Consider the following 17,550-nt stretch of genomic DNA (forward strand, 5'->3'; position numbering starts at 1 on the left):
ACTCCGGCGAACCCGGGGATTACCGGGTGACCCGATATTCGTGGGGCGCACGTGGTCGCGTTTTGCGGGCCGAGGGCCCTCGACGGTAGTCTCTATCCTTGGTGCGCCCACCGTGTGGACGCTTCGTGCCCGTGGGCACGCGGATTGTTTGCCGGTCAGACCAGAGCGAGTGCGCCAGTAACGAAAGTGAGTTCCACTGATGTACGCGATCGTTCGCGCGGGTGGCCGCCAGGAGAAGGTCTCCGTCGGCGACACCATCACCATCAACTCGATCAAGGGCAAGGCCGGCGACAGCGTTGACCTGAAGCCGATCCTCCTCGTGGACGGCTCGACCGTGACCAGCGATGTCGACGCGCTGGCCAAGGCCTCCGTGGCCGCCGAGGTCGTCGGGGACGCCAAGGGCCCCAAGATCGTCATCACCCGGTACAAGAACAAGACCGGTTACCGCCGTCGCCAAGGTCACCGTCAGCCGCTGACCCAGCTGAAGATCACCGACATCAAGGCCTGAGCCTTCCCGAGAGTTAGGAACCACTGACATGGCATCCAAGAAGGGTGTGTCCTCGACCAAGAACGGTCGCGACTCCAATTCCCAGCGCCTCGGCGTGAAGCGCTTCGGTGGCGAGGTCATCGGCACCGGTCAGATCATCGTCCGCCAGCGCGGCACCCACTTCCACCCCGGCGACAACGTCGGTCGCGGCGGTGACGACACGCTGTTCGCCCTCGCCGACGGCGAGGTGCAGTTCGGCTCCAAGCGTGGCCGCAAGACCGTGAGCATCATCCCGGCGGGTACCGCCGGCTGACGCGGGATCACTGCGTGAGGCGAAGGGGGCGGGTCGACTCGACCTGCCCCCTTCGCCGTCCCATCCGAATGCCCGAAGAAGAAGAGGTGAGGTCGTGACGACCTTCGTTGACCGGGTCACCCTGCATGTCGAGGCCGGCAAGGGTGGCCACGGGGTCGCGTCCGTGCACCGCGAGAAGTTCAAGCCGCTCGGTGGCCCCGACGGGGGCAACGGCGGTCACGGCGGCGACGTCGTGCTCGTCGTCGACCCGCAGGTGACGACCCTCCTCGACTACCACCGCAACCCCCACCGCCGCGCGACCAACGGCGCCCCCGGTGCCGGTGACGAGAAGAACGGCGCCAACGGCGAGGACCTCGTCCTGCGCGTGCCCGAGGGCACCGTCGTGACCAATGGCCAGGGCGACGTCCTGGTCGACCTCGTCGGCGCCGAGGCACGCTTCGTCGTGGCCACGGGCGGCCGTGGTGGCCTCGGCAACCGGGCGCTGGCCAGCCGTCGCCGCAAGGCACCCGGCTTCGCGCTGCTCGGCGAGCCCGGCGAGGCCACCGATGTCGTGCTCGAGCTGAAGTCGCTCGCCGACGTCGCCCTCATCGGTTTCCCCAGCGCGGGCAAGTCCTCGCTCGTCTCGGTCCTCTCGGCGGCCAAGCCGAAGATCGCCGACTACCCCTTCACCACCCTCGTGCCCAACCTCGGGGTGGTCACCGCCGGCGACATGCGCTACACCGTCGCCGACGTGCCCGGCCTCATCCCGGGGGCGAGCGAAGGGCGGGGGCTGGGTCTGGAGTTCCTGCGCCACGTCGAGCGCTGCTCGGTGCTCGTCCACGTGATCGACTGCGCGACCCTCGAGCCGGGCCGCGACCCGATGACCGACCTCGACGTCATCGAGGAGGAGTTGTCGGCCTACGTCGCCGACGACACCCTTGGTGGTCTCCCGCTGTCGCAGCGCACCCGCATCGTCGTGCTGAACAAGGCCGACGTCCCCGAGGCCCGGGAGCTCGCCGAGATGGTCAAGCCCGACCTCGAGGAGCGGGGCATCGAGGTCTTCATCGTCTCGGCCGTGGCCCACCAGGGCCTGAAGGAGCTCACCTTCGCCATGGCACGGCACGTGCTCGAGGCGCGGGCCGAGGTCGCAGCCGGCGAGACGACACCGCAGCGGGTCGTGCTGCGCCCCAAGGCCATCGACGACTCCGGCTTCGTCGTGCGCCGGGAGATGACGTCCGAGGGAGAGGTCTTCCGGGTCATCGGCGCCAAGGTCACCCGCTGGGTGCACCAGACCGACTTCGCCAACGACGAGGCGATCGGCTACCTCTCCGACCGACTCAACCGGGCCGGCGTGGAGGACGAGCTGACCAGGGCCGGTGCCGTCGCCGGGTCCACGGTGCTCATCGGCCCCGAGGACAACGCCGTGGTCTTCGACTGGGAGCCCACCCTCGTCGGTGGTGCCGAGTTGCTCGGTGGCCGCGGGCAGGACCTGCGCCTGGACGAGAACACCCGCCGCACCACCAGCGAGCGCCGGGAGGAGTTCCACGCACGCAAGGACGCCCAGAGCGCCGCGCGCGAGGAGCTGCGCGCCGAGCGGGAGTCCGGTCACTGGGTCGAGGGCGAGTGATGTCCGACGGCGCTCGGCGGGCGGTGGCCGACGCGCGACGCCTCGTGGTCAAGGTCGGTTCGTCCTCCCTGACGAGCGCTGCCGGGGGAGAGCTCGACGTCGCGCGGCTGACCGCGCTGGTCAACGCGCTCGCCGTGCGCCACGGTGACGGCACCGAGGTCGTGCTCGTCTCCTCGGGTGCGATCGCCGCGGGCATCTCCCCGCTGGGGATGAGCACCCGTCCACGTGACCTGGCCCGCCAGCAGGCCGCGGCCAGCGTCGGGCAGGGCGTGCTGCTGTCCGCCTACGACGCGGCCTTCGGTCGGCACGGACACACGATCGGCCAGGTGCTGCTCACCGTCGACGACGTCACCCGGCGCACGCACTACACCAATGCCCGCCGCACCCTGGACTCGCTGCTCGGGCTCGGGGTCGTGCCGATCGTCAACGAGAACGACACCGTCGCCACCGACGAGATCCGCTTCGGCGACAACGACCGGCTGGCGGCGCTCGTCGCCCAGCTGATCCGCGCCGACGCCCTCGTGCTGCTCACGGACGTCGACGCGCTGTACACCGCCTCACCGAGCGACCCGGACGCCGAGCGGGTCCCCGTCGTGCGGGAGCCGGGCGAGCTGGCGCGGATCTCCATCGGGGGCACCGGGTCGGCCGTCGGCTCGGGTGGCATGATCACCAAGGTCGAGGCGGCGACGATCGCGCACGCCGCGTGCATCCCGACGGTGCTCACCTGCGCCGAGCAGGTCTCCGAGGCGATCGCCGGCGAGGACGTCGGCACGGTCTTCCTCCCGGGGGAGCGCTCCCGCGGTTCACGGGGCCTGTGGCTGGCCTACGCGACCTCGCCCCGTGGCTCGGTGCAGATCGACGCGGGGGCCGTCACCGCCCTTCGCGAGCGGGGCCGGTCACTGCTCCCGGCCGGGATCACCGGGGTGACCGGCTCCTTCACCGACGGCGACCCGATCGACGTCATCGGACCCGACGGCGTGGTCATCGCCCGTGGTCTGGTCAACTACACCTCCGGTGAGCTGCCGCACCTCCTGGGCCGCTCGACCAAGGAGCTCGCCGAGGCCATCGGCCCGCAGTACGAGCGCGAGGTCATCCACCGGGACCACCTCGCCATCCTCTAGGTGCCTCAGCGCACCCGGGTGACCTCGAACTGCATCCGTGGGTCGGCGTAGACCTCCTGCGCCTGGACGATCTGCAGCTCGCGCCGGCCGGAGTCGTGCGTCGTGCGCAGCAGGTCGAAGACCGAGGAGACCGTCCGGCCGAGCGCCTCCGGCAGCGAGTGCGTGCGCACCCAGTGGCTGGTGAAGAGGGCGGCGGTGACGTCACCCGAGCCGTTGGCCTTCAGCGGAAGGTGCGGCGTCTGCACGATCCACGCCTCGTCGTCGTGGCAGGCGAGCATCTCGATGGTGCCCTCCGGACGGTCCGGCCGCAGCACGGAGGTCACGAGGATGGTGCTCGGCCCGATCTCGCGGGCCCGGTCGACCGAGGCGAGGGTCTCGTCGAGCGTGTGCGGCTGCGTGTCGGTGAGATACCCCAGCTCGAACTGGTTCGGGGTGATCAGGTCCGCCTTCGGGGCGACCTTCTCGCGCAGCAGCACCGGGATCGACTCGTGGACGAAGCAGCCGGACGCCTCGTTGCCCATCACCGGGTCGCAGGCGTAGATCGCCTCGGGGTTGACTGCCTTGACCTTGGCGACGGCCTCGAGGATCGTCGCGCCGATGCCCTCGCCGCCCTGGTAGCCGGACAGGACCGCATCGATCTCGCCGAAGGCCTCGCGCTCACCGATACCGGTGATGACGTCGGCGACGTCCGCCGGGTCCATCAGCGGCCCGCGCCAGGCGCCGTAGCCGGTGTGGTTGGAGAAGTTCACGGTGTTGACCGGCCACACCTCGACCCCGAGACGCTGCATCGGGAAGACGGACGCGGAGTTGCCGACGTGTCCGTAGGCGACATGGGACTGGATGGACAGGATCGTCGTGGTCACTCGCGCCATTCTTCCACTGCCCACCTCCCGGACCGTCATCGGCGGGGGAGGGGATGCCTCCTACTGTGGAGGCATGACCGACAGCACCTGCGTAGTCCGTGATCTGGCGCAGCGGGGCCGCGTCGCCTCCCGCCGCCTCGCGCTGCTCACCCGCGCCGAGAAGGACGCGGCCCTGCTCGCCCTCGCCGACGCCCTCGACGCCGCCACCGAGGACGTCGTCGCCGCCAACGGCGAGGACCTGGCGCGGGGACGCGAAGGGGGGATAGCCCCCGGTCTGCTCGACCGCCTGACCCTGGATGCGGACCGCATCGCCGCCGTCGCGCAGGCGCTGCGGGACGTGGCCGCGCTGCCCGACCCGGTGGGTGAGGTCGTGCGCGGATCGACCCTGGCCAACGGCCTGCAGATCCGCCAGGTGCGCGTGCCGATGGGTGTCGTCGGGATGATCTACGAGGCCCGGCCCAATGTCACCGTCGACGCGGCCGGCCTCGGCCTGAAGTCGGGCAATGCGATGATCCTGCGCGGCGGCTCCGCCGCGGCGAGCACCAATCGCGCCCTCGTGACCGCCCTGCGCTCCGCGCTCGACGGCCACGGACTGCCGCAGGACGCCGTCCAGCTCCTCGAGGGCGACCACGACGCGGTCAAGGCGCTGATGACGGCCCGCGGGCTCGTCGACCTGCTCATCCCGCGCGGGGGAGCCGGTCTCATCCGGGCCGTCGTCACCGAGTCGACCGTGCCCGTGATCGAGACCGGCGTCGGCAACTGCCACGTCTACGTCGACGCCGCCGCCGACCGGGCCAAGGCCCTGGCGATCACGCTCAACGCCAAGACCCACCGGCCGAGTGTGTGCAACGCCGCCGAGTCGCTGCTGGTGCATGCCGGTATCGCCGCGACCTTCCTGCCGGCGGCACTGGCCGACCTGGCGGCGGCGGGCGTGACGCTCCACGGCGACGAGCGTGTCGTCGCCCTGGCTCCCGAGGGTGTCGAGGTCCGGCCGGCCACCGACGAGGACCACGACTGCGAGTACCTCGCGATGGAGATGTCGGTCGCGGTCGTCGACGACGTGGACGGCGCGATGGAGCACGTGCGTCGCCACGGCTCGGGGCACACCGAGGCGATCGTCACCGAGGACCGGGCCGCCGCTCGCCGGTGGACCGCAGAGGTCGATGCGGCGGCCGTGCTCGTCAACGCCTCGACGCGATTCACCGACGGTGGGCAGTTCGGCTTCGGCGCCGAGATCGGCATCTCGACGCAGAAGCTGCACGCCCGCGGTCCGATGGCGCTGCCGGAGCTGACGACGACGAAGTGGGTCGTCGAGGGCGACGGGCAGGTCCGCGGCTGATCCGAGCGGACGCAGGACGAGGGCCCTCCCGGTACGGGGAGGGCCCTCGTCCGCTGTGCGCGTCACGACCCTGCGGCGACAGGCAGCACGACGTCGCGGGATGAGCCGCCACGTCGCGGTGACACGTGGACCAGGAGGCGCCGACGCAGCGGTCGCCACGGCCTGCGCGGTGTGGCCCGAGCAGGCATGCTGACGTCGTTATCCCTGTGGTCCTGTGGTCGTACGCCCCCTCGGGAGCGGTGATTACGACCGCGGTGTGAGGACTGTTCTACGCTGCGGCGGCGCCCGGTGGCAAGGGATGGGGCGCTCGATCGGCGAACGGCCGTCCCGGGCGGTGGTGTCCACAGGGACACCGTGTTTCCCTCGTGGTCATCCACATGCCTGTGGAGGAATGCGGTGGACAAACTCTGCCGGGTGACGCGGGCACCAGCACGCCTCGTCGGGCCGGTAGGATGGAGGCATGCTGAGCATCGTTGTCCCACTTCTCGCCGGGGCCGAGACCCACGTCGAGCTGCCGGTCCCGCCCTTCGTCTACGGCCTGTTGTCCTTGGTCGTCTTCGCGATGATGCTTGCGGCCCTCTTCGCCTTCCGTCAGGCCGCGACCAAGCTGGCCCGCCCGGAGAACACCGTCGTGCACGAGCCCACGGACCCCTATGAGGGTCACGGCGTCTACGGTCACGGCGACGACGAGGCCCACCACTGAGCAAGCGCCCCCGGCGGGTGGGCGTGATGGGTGGGACCTTCGACCCCATCCACCACGGCCACCTCGTGGCAGCCAGCGAGGTCCAGGCGCGCTTCGACCTCGACGAGGTCGTCTTCGTGCCCACCGGCAAGCCGTGGCAGAAGGCGCACTCGGCGGTCTCCTCGGCCGAGCACCGCTACCTGATGACGGTGGTCGCCACGGCGTCCAACCCGCGCTTCACCGTCAGCCGGGTGGACATCGACCGTGGGGGACCGACGTACACGATCGACACCCTGCGCGACCTGCACGCGCAGCGACCGGACGACGAGTTGTTCTTCATCACCGGCGCCGATGCCCTCGCGCAGATCCTGTCGTGGAAGGACATCGAGGAGCTGTGGGAGCTGGGGCACTTCATCGGCGTCACCCGCCCCGGCTACCACCTCAGCGAGTCGGGACTGCCGCAGGACCGGGTGACGTTGCAGGAGGTGCCGGCGATGGCGATCTCCTCCACCGACTGCCGCGCACGCGTCGCCGACGGCGAGCCGGTCTGGTACCTGGTGCCGGACGGCGTCGTGCAGTACATCAGCAAGTACCAGCTCTACACCGACGACCGGAAGTGACCGACAGACCGTGGTAGCCACCCAAGAGGCCATCGACCTCGCCACCATCGCGGCCCGGGCCGCCCATGACAAGCTCGCGACGAGCATCACCGGACTCGACGTGTCCGGGCAGATGCCGCTGACCGACATCTTCCTCATCATCTCCGCGGACAACGAGCGCCAGGTGCAGGCGATCGTCGATGCGGTCGAGGAGGACCTGCGGGAGAAGGCCCGGGCCAAGCCGTTGCGCCGAGAGGGCAACGGCCCCGGCCGGTGGGTCCTGCTCGACTTCGGCGACATCATCGTGCACGCCCAGCACGACGAGGAGCGCGACTTCTACGACCTCGAGCGCCTGTGGCGCGACTGCCCGCACCTCGACCTCGGCGTCGTCGGTTCGCAGCAGGCGCAGGGCGGTCGGTGAGCGAGCTGACCCGCTCCCTCGCTGCCGAGGCCGCCACCGGCACGGCGACGAAGGGGGAGCCCCGCCGCCTCGTCGTGCTGCGGCACGGCCAGACCGTCTCCAACGCCCAGGGGATCTGGCAGGGCCAGCTCGACCACGAGCTGTCCGACCTGGGCCACCAGCAGGCGCGCGCCGCTGCCGTGGCGATCTCCTCCCTTCGCCCCTCGCGGGTGGTCTCCTCGGACCTCTCCCGGGCCCACGTCACCGCACAGGAGGTCGCGGCTGCCAGCGGCGACCTCGAGGTGCGGGTCGACGAGCGCTGGCGGGAGATCCACGCCGGTGGCTGGCAGGGCCTGACGGCCGACCAGGTGTACTCGCAGTACCCGCAGGACGCCGAGAAGCTGATCAGCGGTGAGGACTTCAAGCGCGGCGGCCACGGGGAGTCCCTCGCGGACGTCGCCCGGCGCACGCGTCAGGCCCTGGACGGGCTGCTCGCGACCATGGACCCGCAGGAGTGCGTCGTCATCACCACGCACGGCGTCACCGGCCGCTGCCTCGTCGCCGAGCTCGTCGGCCTCGACCAGTCGTTGGCCTGGCGCGTGCTCGGGGGCTTCGGCAACTGCCACTGGGCGGTCGTCGAGGAGGCCGGCACCACCGGCACCGGCCGCAGCAGCTGGCGCATCACGCAGTGGAATGCCTCCGCGGAGGGGGTCTGACCCACGATTTGGTGAACGGCGGGTTCGTCGGGTTAAACTCTCGCAGTCCCCTTCACCGGGGAAACCCACTCGGGGCTGTGGCGCAGCTGGTAGCGCACCTCCATGGCATGGAGGGGGTCAGGGGTTCGAGTCCCCTCAGCTCCACCCAGTGGTACGAAGGCCCGGACCGGTCGGTCCGGGCCTTCGTCGTTACCGTGGGTCCATGACGACGATCCACACGATCGGCCACTCAACGCGGCCGATCGAGGAGTTCATCGAGCTGCTGACGGAGCAGGGCGTCACGCGGGTCGTGGACATCCGGACGGTGCCCAAGTCCCGCCACAACCCCCAGTACTGGGGCGATGCGCTGGAGGCCTCGCTGGCAGGGGCCGGCTTGGGCTACTCCTACGTCAAGGCGCTCGGCGGGCTGCGGCCCAAGCACCCGGACTCGCCCAACACCGCCTGGCGCAACGACTCCTTCCGCAACTACGCGGACCACATGCTCACGCAGGAGTTCCACTCGGGGCTCGAGGAGCTGATCGCCCTTGCGCAGGAGGACTCCTGCGCGATCATGTGCGCCGAGGCGGTGCCGTGGCGCTGCCACCGGCGCCTGGTCGCCGACGCCCTGCTCGTGCGCGGGTACACCGTGCTGGAGATCATCTCCTCGGCGCCGCCGAAGGAGCACCGCCTGACCCCCTTCGCCGTGGTCGACGGGACGCGGGTGACCTACCCCGGTACCGACGAGGAGGGGTCGGCAGCGGAGTGAGGCTCAGCGCGCCTGCGAGTGGTACTCGTGGTTGGGGACCATGCCCAGCGCGCTGGAGACTCGGTTGGTCATGTTGAACATGCCGATGACCTGGACCGCCTCGAGGATCTCGTGCTCGTCCATGCCGGCCGCGCGCATCGGCTCCAGGTCGCCCTCGTCGACCGATCCGGGTGCGCGGGTGAGCAGCTCGGCGTACTCGGCCATCGCCTGCTGGCGCTCGTCCAGCTCGGCCTGGCGCCAGTTGACCGCGACGAGGTCGGACGTCACCGGGTCGCCGGAGTGCTCGCGCAGGGCGGCCCCGTGGGAGACGGCGCAGTAGGTGCAGCGGTTGATCCCGCTGACGACGACGGCGATGAGCTCGCGCTCGGCGTTGGTCAGGTGACCCTCCTTGTTGACCAAGAGGTTGAAGTACTTCCACCACGCCTCGAACTGGGCGCCGTTGAGGGCCTGCGCGCGGAAGACGTTGGGGATGAAGCCGAAGGCCTCCCGGGACTTCTCCCACAGTCGCTGGACGCCCTCGGGGACGTCCTCGACGCCCGGGACACGGAGGAAGGAGATCGGTCGCTGCTGTTCACTCATGACGGCAACCTACTCTGCTCACGGATCGAAATTTTTACATCTCACTTGGTGAAAAACATGGCCCGGTCACTAGGCTGGTCCCAACGGCCCCCACCGAAGGAGATGTCATGGAGTCGCTGTCCCTGACCGAGCTGACGCACGAGCACCTGGCCAAGGCCCACGCCAGCAGTGCCGGCCGCAGTGCCATCACCGTCCACGGCCGCCACGACTACGTCATGCGCCAGACGCTCGTCGCGCTGATCGAGGGTGAGACGCTCGCTCCCCACGACAGCCCGCAGGAGGCGACGCTGCACGTCCTCTCCGGCAGGGTGCGCCTGGACACCGGCGAGGAGACCTGGGAGGGCGGCGCCGGTGAGCTGCTCGTCATCCCACCGCAGCGCCATGACCTGCTCGCTCTGGAGGACTCCGCGGTGCTGCTCAGCGTCGGCACCGGCAGCAACACCTGAGGATGGGCACGCCCGGCTCGACCGTGGTGGCCCCCGGCCCGGCGATGGTCGGCCTGGGCGGCGTCGCCGTCGTGCTCGGTGGCCTCGTCGCGGCCGTCACCGGCCCCCTCGGCTGGGCGAAGGGGAGCTGGGCCGCGGCCTACCTCGTGCTCGTGCTCGGGGTGGCCCAGTACTCCATGGGACGGCTGCGTCCGGCAGGTCCACGACCCGCGCGCCCGGGCTGGGTCCAGCTGGGGGCCTGGAATCTCGGCAGCCTGATGGTCCTCGGCGGCACCCTCGCCTCGACACCGCTGCTCGTCGACCTGGGGTCGGTGCTGCTCGTCGTCGCGCTCGGGCTCGCGCTGCTCACCCCGGTGCCCGCCGGACGCGCCCCGGTCGCTCTGCTCTACCGAGCCCTGCTGCTCGTGCTCGCCGTGAGCATCCCGGTGGGCGTCGTGCTCTCCCACCTGCGCACCTGAGCGGTCCGCTCAGGCGGCGACGAGCTCGTGGGGCTCGGCGCTGGACTCGCGGGTGACCGCACGGCGCAGCAGGACGAAGAGCAGCACCATGCCGGCCGTGAGGAAGATGTGTCCCAGGCCGGCGATCCCGGCGATCATCGCGCTCGACTCCTTGCCCAGGACGGTCAGCGAGCCGTGCCAGATGAGCGTCCCGGAGGTGAGGACCACGCCGGCGTTGTAGACCCGGAAGAACCAGGAGAAGAGCCGGCCGCTGGCGGAGAGGGTGAAGAGCTTCTCCAGGGCCAGGACGATGAGCAGCACGATGAACCCGAGGGTCAGCAGGTGCGTGTGGGCCAGGCCGAGCTGGGTGAACGCGCCCTCGGGGAAGTCATTGGCCTGGGTGAACTCCCGGTAGAACAGGCCGGAGGTGACGCCGAGGACCATGTAGAGGAAGGCGGCGTTGAGGAGCTTGGTCATGGAGGGGGCCCTTTCGATGCGCGGGGTGTCGGTGTGTTTCCGTGTGCCATCCATGGCACCACCGGGCGACCCCTGCCGACATCGCGCAGAAGGTGGGACCTGCGATCAACCTTTCGGTGGAGCCTCCTGCAGGCCCAGCAGGCGGGCGGCGTTGTCGTGCAGCACTCCTCGCGCCCAGTCGTCCCCGAGGCCGAGGGTGATGACGGCATCCACCGCCTCGAGGTACGGGTAGGGGATGTTGGGGAAGTCGGAGCCGAAGAGCACCCGGTCGCCCAGGGCCAGCAGGTCGTCCCGACGGTCGGTGGGGAAGGGGGTGACCTCCTCGGTGAAGGCCGTGAACGCCATCGTCGTGTCGAGGTGGACGCGCGGGTACCGGGCGCAGATGTCGAGGAACTCCCCGTAGTCGGGCATGCCCATGTGCGCGATGACGAGGGTCAGGTCGGGATGGCGGGCCAGCAGATCGCGCACCGCCTGCGGACCGGTGAAGGTCCCGGGCGCGGGGCCGTTGCCGGCGTGCGTGATGATCGGTGTGCCCGCCTCCTCCAGCACGGTCCACACGTCCTCGAGCAGGGGGTCGGCCATGTCGTAGTCGCCGACCTGGACGTGCACCTTGAACAGCTGCGTCCCGCTCGCGATCGCGCGGCGCACCTCGTCGGCGGCACCCGGCTCGGGGTAGAAGGTCGCCGAGCGCAGCACGTCCCGGTGGGCGTCGGCGAAGTCGCCGGACCACGCGTTGAGCCACGCGGCCATGCCGGCTTTGTGCGGGTAGTTCAGCGATGGGAAGGCGCGCACACCGAGCGATCGCAGCGTCTCGACGCGCTCCGCCTGGCTGGTGCGATAGGCGATCGGCCAGGGCCGGCCGATGAGCGGCCCGGCCGAGTCGAAGTACGCCCACACCTTGTCCAGCACGCGTTGGGGCATGAAGTGCGTGTGCACGTCGATGATCGCGGGCAGGCGGAGGGAGTCCAGCCGTTCCCTGAGCTGTGCGGCCTCGTCGGCCGGAGGCGCGCATGTCGTCGGGGCGTCCATGACGCCACCCTAGGAGTCAGCGGGGACCACGCGGCGGGGGGTTAGTGAGGTCCCGGTCTCATGACCGGCTGGCAGTCGTTACGCTGACGCAGTCACATGCCGCACTCTGGGGGGAGGACCACCCGTGATCTGCACCGTCAGCACCATCAAGGACTCCGTCGCCAACGTCACCCGCTTCGTCGAGGGAAATCTGGCGGCCGGGGCGGACCATCTCTTCGTCTTCGCCGAGGGTGGCGACCGGGACGTGCTGACCCGTCTCGAGGAGCACCCGCACGTCACGGTCGTCGACGCCGATGCGATGAGTCGTCGGGTCGCCCAGCCGGACAACCTCAACACCCGGCAGACGATCAACGCCAACCGGATCAACTGGCTGCTCGCCGACCTGGACAGTGCCGAGTGGCTCTTCCACCTCGATGGCGACGAGATTCTGGACATCGACAAGGGACGCCTCCTCGCACTCGGCCCCGACGTCGAGACGGTTCGTCTGCTCCCCAAGGAGTCGGTCAGCTCCTCGGAACCCGGATACGGCGGTTACTTCAAACGACTGCTGTCGAATGAGGAGCTCGCGCTGCTGACGCTCTTCGGTGTCATCGATGAAGCATTCAACAGCGTCTACTTCCACGGGCACGTCTCGGGGAAGGTGGGACTGCGCCCCTCGAGGAGGCACGGGGTGCACATCCACGATGTCAGCCTGATCGGGCAGGAGGGCTCGACAGAGGATTTCCGGGCGGACTGGCTGCACCTCCTCCACTACGACTCGGTCAGCCCCGAGGAGTACCTGCGCAAGTGGACCGTCAACTCGGCCGGGACACCGCACAACTTCCGCGGTCGGAGAAAGCTGATCCACGCAGCGATGAGTGGTTTGGTGAAGAACGAGCAGATCGACGAGGCCGAGAAGCGCGACTACATGCTCGAGATCTACCGGCGCGAGATCGAGGACGACGCCCCCTCGCTGCAGAAGTTCGGGCTGCTTGAGACGGTCGAACCCCGGCACCACAGTCCCGGCTCCTTCACCCGGCAGGAGTCGGATGCGATCACTGCGGTGCTGCCGAGGCTGCTCGAGGCCGAGCCGCGCTACTTCCAGCCACGCAGGACCGAGTACGACCCGGCAGAGCTGATGACCACGATCCACGCGGGTGCGTCGTCTCGTCATCCCCGCTGATGCGCCCCGTTCCCGAGCGGTGCTCAAGGGCACCCGGACGGGCAAGTACTCTGGCCGGTGAGCATCGACCCCGGGAGACACAGCACTGATGAGCGAGACGCCGTACCGCTACACCGCCGAGATGGCCGGTCGGATCGAGATCGACTGGCAGGACCGGTGGGAGGAGCAGGGCACCTTCCGAGCGCCCAACCCCGCGGGCCCGTGGGCCGAGCCGGAGCGGGCGGCCGCCCACGACGGCCACATGCTCGTGCTGGACATGTTCCCCTATCCCTCCGGGGCGGGTCTGCACGTCGGCCACCCCCTGGGCTACATCGCCACCGACGTCTATTCTCGCTTCCAGCGGATGCTCGGCAAGAACGTCCTGCACTGCCTGGGCTACGACGCGTTCGGCCTGCCCGCGGAGCAGTTCGCCGTGCAGACCGGACAGCACCCGCGCACGACCACCGAGGACAACATGGTGGTGATGAAGCGCCAGCTGCGCCGTCTGGGGCTGGGCCACGACGACCGGCGCGCCTTCGCCACGATCGACCCGGACTACTACAAGTGGACGCAGTGGATCTTCCTGCAGATCCACAACGCCTGGTACGACCCGGACGCGGTGCGCCCGGACGGTGGCACCGGCCGTGCCCGGCCGATCGACGAGCTGGTCGAGTCCTTCGCCTCCGGTGAGCGACCCCTGCCGAAGGGGGAGACCCGCGCCTGGGCGCAGCTGTCCGGCCAGGAGCGGGCGGACATCCTCGACGACTACCGCCTGGCCTACACCAGCCACGCCCCGGTGAACTGGGCGCCGGGTCTGGGCACGGTGCTGGCCAACGAGGAGGTCACCGCCGACGGGCGCTCCGAGCGCGGCAACTACCCGGTCTTCAAGGCCGATCTGCGTCAGTGGATGATGCGGATCACCTCGTACGCGGACCGCCTCGCCGACGACCTGGACCGGGTCGACTGGCCGGAGAAGGTCAAGGCCATGCAGCGCAACTGGATCGGCCGCAGCGAGGGCGCTTCGGTGACGTTCCCGGTCGAGAGCGCACCGACCGGCACGGCCGGCGCCGGCCACGGTATCGAGGTCTTCACCACGCGCCCGGACACCCTCTTCGGCGCGACCTTCATGGTGCTCGCCCCGGAGCACCCGATGGTGGACTCCCTCGTGCCCGAGGGCGGCTGGCCCGAGGGGACGAAGGACGCGTGGACCGGTGGCGCGGACACCCCCTTCGCCGCGGTCAGTGCCTACCGGGAGGCCGCCGGTCGCAAGACCGAGGTCGAGCGCCAGATGGAGTCGAAGGACAAGACCGGTGTCTTCACCGGCGGCTGGGCGACCAACCCGGCCACCGGCCAGGAGGTCCCGGTCTTCATCGCCGACTACGTCCTCATGGGCTACGGCACCGGCGCCATCATGGCCGTCCCCGCCCACGACGAGCGCGACTTCGCCTACGCGAACGCCTTCGACCTGCCGATCCGCCACGTCATCGCCCCCCGCCAGGGCAAGGTCGACGAGTCCGCCCCCTTCGTCGCCGACGGGGTCGCGGTCGACTCCGGCAACGACGAGATCAGTCTCGACGGGCTCGGGGTGGCCGAGGCCAAGCAGCGGATCACCGCCTGGCTCCACGAGCGGGGTCTGGGCGAGGGCACGGTCAACTACAAGCTGCGCGACTGGCTCTTCTCCCGCCAGCGCTACTGGGGTGAGCCCTTCCCGATCGTCTTCGACGAGGACGGCGTCGCACACGCGCTGCCCGAGTCGATGCTGCCGGTCGAGCTGCCCGAGGTGGAGCACTACAGCCCGCGCACGTTCGAGCCGGACGACGCGAGCAGCGTGCCCGAACCGCCGCTGGGCCGCGCCACGGAGTGGGTCGAGGTCGAGCTGGACCTCGGCGACGGGGTCAAGAAGTACCGCCGCGAGACCAACACCATGCCCAACTGGGCCGGCTCGTGCTGGTACTACCTGCGCTACCTCGACCCGGCGAACGACCAGGCCCTCGTCGACCCGGACAACGAGGCCTACTGGGTCGGTCCGCGGCCCGAGGCCGTGGCCGGCGCCCCGGCCGGCACCCGCGACCCGGGTGGCGTCGACCTGTACATCGGTGGCGTCGAGCACGCCGTGCTGCACCTGCTGTACGCGCGCTTCTGGCACAAGGTGCTCTACGACCTCGGTCACGTCACGAGCGAGGAACCCTTCCGCAAGTACTTCTCGCAGGGCTACATCCAGGCGCACGCCTATCGCGATGACCGCGGCCAGCCGGTGCCCGCCTCCGAGGTGGAGGAGCACGCGGGCACGGACGGCGAGACGGCCTTCACCTGGCAGGGCCGGCCGGTCACCCAGGAGTACGGCAAGATCGGCAAGTCGCTGAAGAACGCCGTCAGCCCGGACGAGATGTACGAGCAGTTCGGCGCCGACACCTTCCGCGTCTACGAGATGTCGCTCGGCCCGCTGGAGCAGTCCAAGCCGTGGGAGACCCGCGCGGTCGTCGGCAGCCAGCGGTTCCTGCAGCGCCTGTGGCGCAACGTCGTCGACGAGGAGAGCGGCGAGGTGCACGTCACCGACGACGCGCTCGACGCCGACACCGAGCGCCTGCTGCACCGCGTGATCGCCGCCGTGCGCGAGGACTACGACGCGCTCGGCTTCAACACCGCCATCGCGCGCCTGATCGAGCTGAACAACGCGCTGACCAAGCTCGACTCCGTGCCGCGCGCAGGCATCGAGCCGCTCGTGCTCATGGTCGCTCCCGTGGCGCCGCACCTGGCCGAGGAGCTGTGGTCGCGTCTGGGGCACGAGGAGTCGTTGGCCTTCGCCCCCTTCCCGGTCGCCGACGAGTCGAAGATGGTCGAGTCGAGCGTCACCTGCGTCATCCAGATCAAGGGCAAGGTCCGTGACCGCGTCGAGGTCTCCGCGGACATCAGCGAGACCGACCTCGAGGAGCTCGCGCTCGGACGCGAGAAGGTCAAGGCGGTGACCGAGGCCGGCGTGCGCAAGGTGATCGTCCGCGCACCGAAGCTGGTCAACATCGTCCCGGCCTGACTCGGCCCTACTGCTCCCGCGGTGTGATCCGCGCGTTCGGCAGCGGCGGCGCGGGCAGCGGGTCGGGCTGGTCCGTCGGGAAGGTGCCGAACTGCGGGTACTCGGTCCCGTCGGCATACCTGCCGGAGTCGGCGGCCGACAGGGCGATCGGGAACTCCTCGGCACCGATCTCGGTCTGCCAGGCCTGCCGGTGGGCGACGATCTCGTCGTGGCTGCGGCCGACGAAGTTCCACCACATGACGAGCTTCTCGCCGAAGGGCCGTCCGCCGATGAGGATCGCGCGGACCGGCTCGTCCCCGGCCTCCAGGCGGATCGTCCCGGGGCCGCCCTCGGGCAGGTGGGCGAGCTCGGTCGGGGCGACCGGCTGCCGGTGGCCGTCGACGACCAGCGTCAGGTCGCCGGAGTCGACGAGGACGCCGTGCTCGAAGTCGGTGTCGACCGGGATCTCGACGGCCTCGCCGGCGCGGACGTCCACCTGTGCGGCCAGCGCGTCGACGCGGGTGCGCACCGGTGAGGTGATGTCGGCGCAGGTGCCGATGTAGGTCATGATCTCGCCGCCCGGGACATCGGCCCGCTCGGCGACGTGGTGCTGCGAGCCGGGCGCCGAGTATCGCGTCGCGTCCGGCAGCGCGTACCAGAGCTGGATCCCGTGCAGGGTGGTCGTGTCGGAGGAGGAGAACTCCGAGTGCGACACCCCGGTGCCGGCGATCATCAGGTTGACCTCGGCGGGGCGCACGACGTTGGCGAAGTCCGTGGAGTCGACGTGCTCGATCCGCCCCTCGAACAGCAGCGTCACCGTCGCCAGGCCGGTGTGCGGGTGGCGCGGCACGGACATGCCGCCGCTGGTGGCGACGTCATCGGGACCGAAGTGGTCGACGAAGCACCACGGCCCGATGAGGCTGCGCTTGCGTTGGGGCAGGGTGCGGCGCACCCTCATCGCCCGCGGGCCGCCGAGGGGGACCTCGCGGGCGGTGATGATGTCGATGGCCTCGGCGCAGGTGACGTGCTCCGCCTGATACTCGCTCGGGTCGATCTCGGTGTTGCTCATCGGCTCCTCACCTCCGGGGTTTGACGGGGTGCTCGGACAGGATGGACACGCGGTTGAAGGCGTTCATCGTCACGGCCGCCCACTCCACGGCCGTGAAGGCCTCGTTCCCGAGGACGTCGTGAGCGGACCGTAGCGCGGCCCGGCGCGCGTCGACGTCGGGGAGAGTCGTGGTGACCTCGGCGACCTCGAGCACCGCGCACTCGACGACGTCGAAGAGCGTGGACTCCCGCCACGAGGGCAGCTGCGCGAGGCGTTGGCTCGTGGCGCCGGCCTCCTCGGCCATCCGCGTGTGCATGTCCAGGCAGAACGAGCAGCGGTTGATCTGCGAGATCCGCACGTTCATCAGCTCGAGTGTCTGGCGTTCGAAGCCGGCGGCCTCGGCAACGGTGCTGACCTGCTGGGCCATGGCGTTCATCGCCTTCCACACCGCTGGGTCGGATCGGTCGAGGAAGGGCAGACGGTCACTGTTCGACATGTCCGCAGGCTAGCCC

At 70.1% G+C, this 17,550-nt stretch carries 20 protein-coding genes and 1 tRNA gene; 15 read left to right on the plus strand and 6 right to left on the minus strand.

Features of this window, described 5'->3' with window-relative positions; translation table 11 throughout:
* Positions 1–199 precede the first annotated feature (199 nt).
* The 4 genes from rplU to proB all read left to right on the plus strand — a co-directional run bounded on the left by rplU (position 200) and on the right by proB (position 3,527).
* Positions 200–508 carry a 50S ribosomal protein L21 gene (rplU, locus tag V1351_RS05460; protein WP_338751485.1) on the plus strand — a complete coding sequence of 103 codons (309 nt, stop codon included), beginning with the start codon at positions 200–202 and terminating at the stop codon, positions 506–508.
* Positions 509–536: 28 nt separating this feature from the next.
* Complete coding sequence (gene rpmA / locus V1351_RS05465) at positions 537–800, plus strand: 50S ribosomal protein L27 (RefSeq protein ID WP_338751487.1); 264 nt, start codon at positions 537–539, stop codon at positions 798–800.
* A 94-nt stretch (positions 801–894) separates the two neighbouring features.
* On the plus strand, positions 895–2,406 hold the full coding sequence (gene obgE / locus V1351_RS05470) for a GTPase ObgE (protein WP_338751489.1): 1,512 nt from the start codon (positions 895–897) through the stop codon (positions 2,404–2,406).
* A complete protein-coding gene (gene proB, locus V1351_RS05475) occupies positions 2,406–3,527 on the plus strand; it encodes a glutamate 5-kinase (RefSeq protein WP_338751491.1) in 1,122 nt (373 codons plus the stop codon). Before obgE ends, proB begins: the two co-directional genes overlap by 1 nt.
* Positions 3,528–3,532: 5 nt before the next feature.
* On the opposite strand, the gene pdxY is transcribed toward proB, so the two are convergent.
* On the minus strand, positions 3,533–4,390 hold the full coding sequence (gene pdxY / locus V1351_RS05480; protein WP_338751493.1) for a pyridoxal kinase PdxY: 858 nt from the start codon (positions 4,388–4,390) through the stop codon (positions 3,533–3,535).
* Between the two features lie 73 nt (positions 4,391–4,463).
* On the opposite strand from pdxY, the gene V1351_RS05485 reads away from it, so the two are divergent.
* The 7 genes from V1351_RS05485 to V1351_RS05515 all read left to right on the plus strand — a co-directional run bounded on the left by V1351_RS05485 (position 4,464) and on the right by V1351_RS05515 (position 8,871).
* On the plus strand, positions 4,464–5,729 hold the full coding sequence (locus V1351_RS05485; protein ID WP_338751495.1) for a glutamate-5-semialdehyde dehydrogenase: 1,266 nt from the start codon (positions 4,464–4,466) through the stop codon (positions 5,727–5,729).
* A gap of 460 nt (positions 5,730–6,189) precedes the next feature.
* Positions 6,190–6,432, plus strand: a complete 243-nt coding sequence (locus V1351_RS05490; protein WP_338751497.1) for a hypothetical protein — start codon at positions 6,190–6,192, stop codon at positions 6,430–6,432.
* A 17-nt stretch (positions 6,433–6,449) separates the two neighbouring features.
* Complete coding sequence (gene nadD, locus V1351_RS05495) at positions 6,450–7,031, plus strand: nicotinate-nucleotide adenylyltransferase (protein WP_338751499.1); 582 nt, start codon at positions 6,450–6,452, stop codon at positions 7,029–7,031.
* Positions 7,032–7,041: 10 nt separating this feature from the next.
* Complete coding sequence (gene rsfS, locus V1351_RS05500; RefSeq protein ID WP_338751501.1) at positions 7,042–7,431, plus strand: ribosome silencing factor; 390 nt, start codon at positions 7,042–7,044, stop codon at positions 7,429–7,431.
* Positions 7,428–8,126: a histidine phosphatase family protein gene (locus V1351_RS05505; protein WP_338751503.1), complete on the plus strand. Its 699-nt coding sequence runs from the start codon at positions 7,428–7,430 to the stop codon at positions 8,124–8,126. Before rsfS ends, V1351_RS05505 begins: the two co-directional genes overlap by 4 nt.
* 71 nt (positions 8,127–8,197) lie before the next feature.
* Positions 8,198–8,270 (plus strand) — tRNA-Ala (locus tag V1351_RS05510).
* A 58-nt stretch (positions 8,271–8,328) separates the two neighbouring features.
* The gene (locus tag V1351_RS05515; RefSeq protein ID WP_338751505.1) at positions 8,329–8,871 is read left to right on the plus strand and encodes a DUF488 family protein; all 543 of its coding nucleotides are present in this window, start codon (positions 8,329–8,331) and stop codon (positions 8,869–8,871) included.
* Positions 8,872–8,874: 3 nt separating this feature from the next.
* On the opposite strand, the gene V1351_RS05520 is transcribed toward V1351_RS05515, so the two are convergent.
* Positions 8,875–9,450, minus strand: coding sequence for a peroxidase-related enzyme (locus V1351_RS05520; RefSeq protein WP_338751507.1), 576 nt, complete (start codon positions 9,448–9,450; stop codon positions 8,875–8,877).
* A 107-nt stretch (positions 9,451–9,557) separates the two neighbouring features.
* Between V1351_RS05520 and V1351_RS05525 the strand changes: the two genes are divergently transcribed.
* Together V1351_RS05525 and V1351_RS05530 are read left to right on the plus strand one after the other, a co-directional pair.
* Entirely contained in the window at positions 9,558–9,896 is a 339-nt protein-coding gene (locus tag V1351_RS05525; protein ID WP_338751509.1) for a cupin domain-containing protein, read from the plus strand.
* Between the two features lie 2 nt (positions 9,897–9,898).
* On the plus strand, positions 9,899–10,354 hold the full coding sequence (locus V1351_RS05530) for a hypothetical protein (protein WP_338751511.1): 456 nt from the start codon (positions 9,899–9,901) through the stop codon (positions 10,352–10,354).
* 9 nt (positions 10,355–10,363) lie between these two features.
* Here the strand turns inward: V1351_RS05530 and V1351_RS05535 are convergent, their stop codons facing one another.
* Complete coding sequence (locus tag V1351_RS05535) at positions 10,364–10,810, minus strand: DUF2871 domain-containing protein (protein ID WP_338751513.1); 447 nt, start codon at positions 10,808–10,810, stop codon at positions 10,364–10,366.
* Positions 10,811–10,915: 105 nt separating this feature from the next.
* Positions 10,916–11,839 (minus strand): amidohydrolase family protein, encoded by a 924-nt coding sequence (locus V1351_RS05540; RefSeq protein WP_338751515.1) that lies wholly within the window; start codon positions 11,837–11,839, stop codon positions 10,916–10,918.
* 124 nt (positions 11,840–11,963) lie between these two features.
* Here V1351_RS05540 and V1351_RS05545 point away from each other — a divergent pair, with 124 nt between their 5' ends.
* Both V1351_RS05545 and leuS read left to right on the plus strand, forming a co-directional pair.
* A complete protein-coding gene (locus V1351_RS05545) occupies positions 11,964–13,001 on the plus strand; it encodes a glycosyltransferase family 2 protein (RefSeq protein WP_338751517.1) in 1,038 nt (345 codons plus the stop codon).
* Between the two features lie 88 nt (positions 13,002–13,089).
* Positions 13,090–16,011, plus strand: coding sequence for a leucine--tRNA ligase (leuS, locus tag V1351_RS05550; protein ID WP_338751519.1), 2,922 nt, complete (start codon positions 13,090–13,092; stop codon positions 16,009–16,011).
* 7 nt (positions 16,012–16,018) lie between these two features.
* Here the strand turns inward: leuS and V1351_RS05555 are convergent, their stop codons facing one another.
* Together V1351_RS05555 and V1351_RS05560 are read right to left on the minus strand one after the other, a co-directional pair.
* On the minus strand, positions 16,019–17,059 hold the full coding sequence (locus tag V1351_RS05555; protein ID WP_338751521.1) for a pirin family protein: 1,041 nt from the start codon (positions 17,057–17,059) through the stop codon (positions 16,019–16,021).
* Positions 17,060–17,066: 7 nt separating this feature from the next.
* Positions 17,067–17,534, minus strand: a complete 468-nt coding sequence (locus V1351_RS05560; protein ID WP_338751523.1) for a carboxymuconolactone decarboxylase family protein — start codon at positions 17,532–17,534, stop codon at positions 17,067–17,069.
* Positions 17,535–17,550 lie beyond the last annotated feature (16 nt).

This window comes from Janibacter sp. A1S7, assembly GCF_037198315.1.
In the GTDB taxonomy this organism is placed as follows: Bacteria; Actinomycetota; Actinomycetes; order Actinomycetales; family Dermatophilaceae; genus Janibacter; species Janibacter alittae.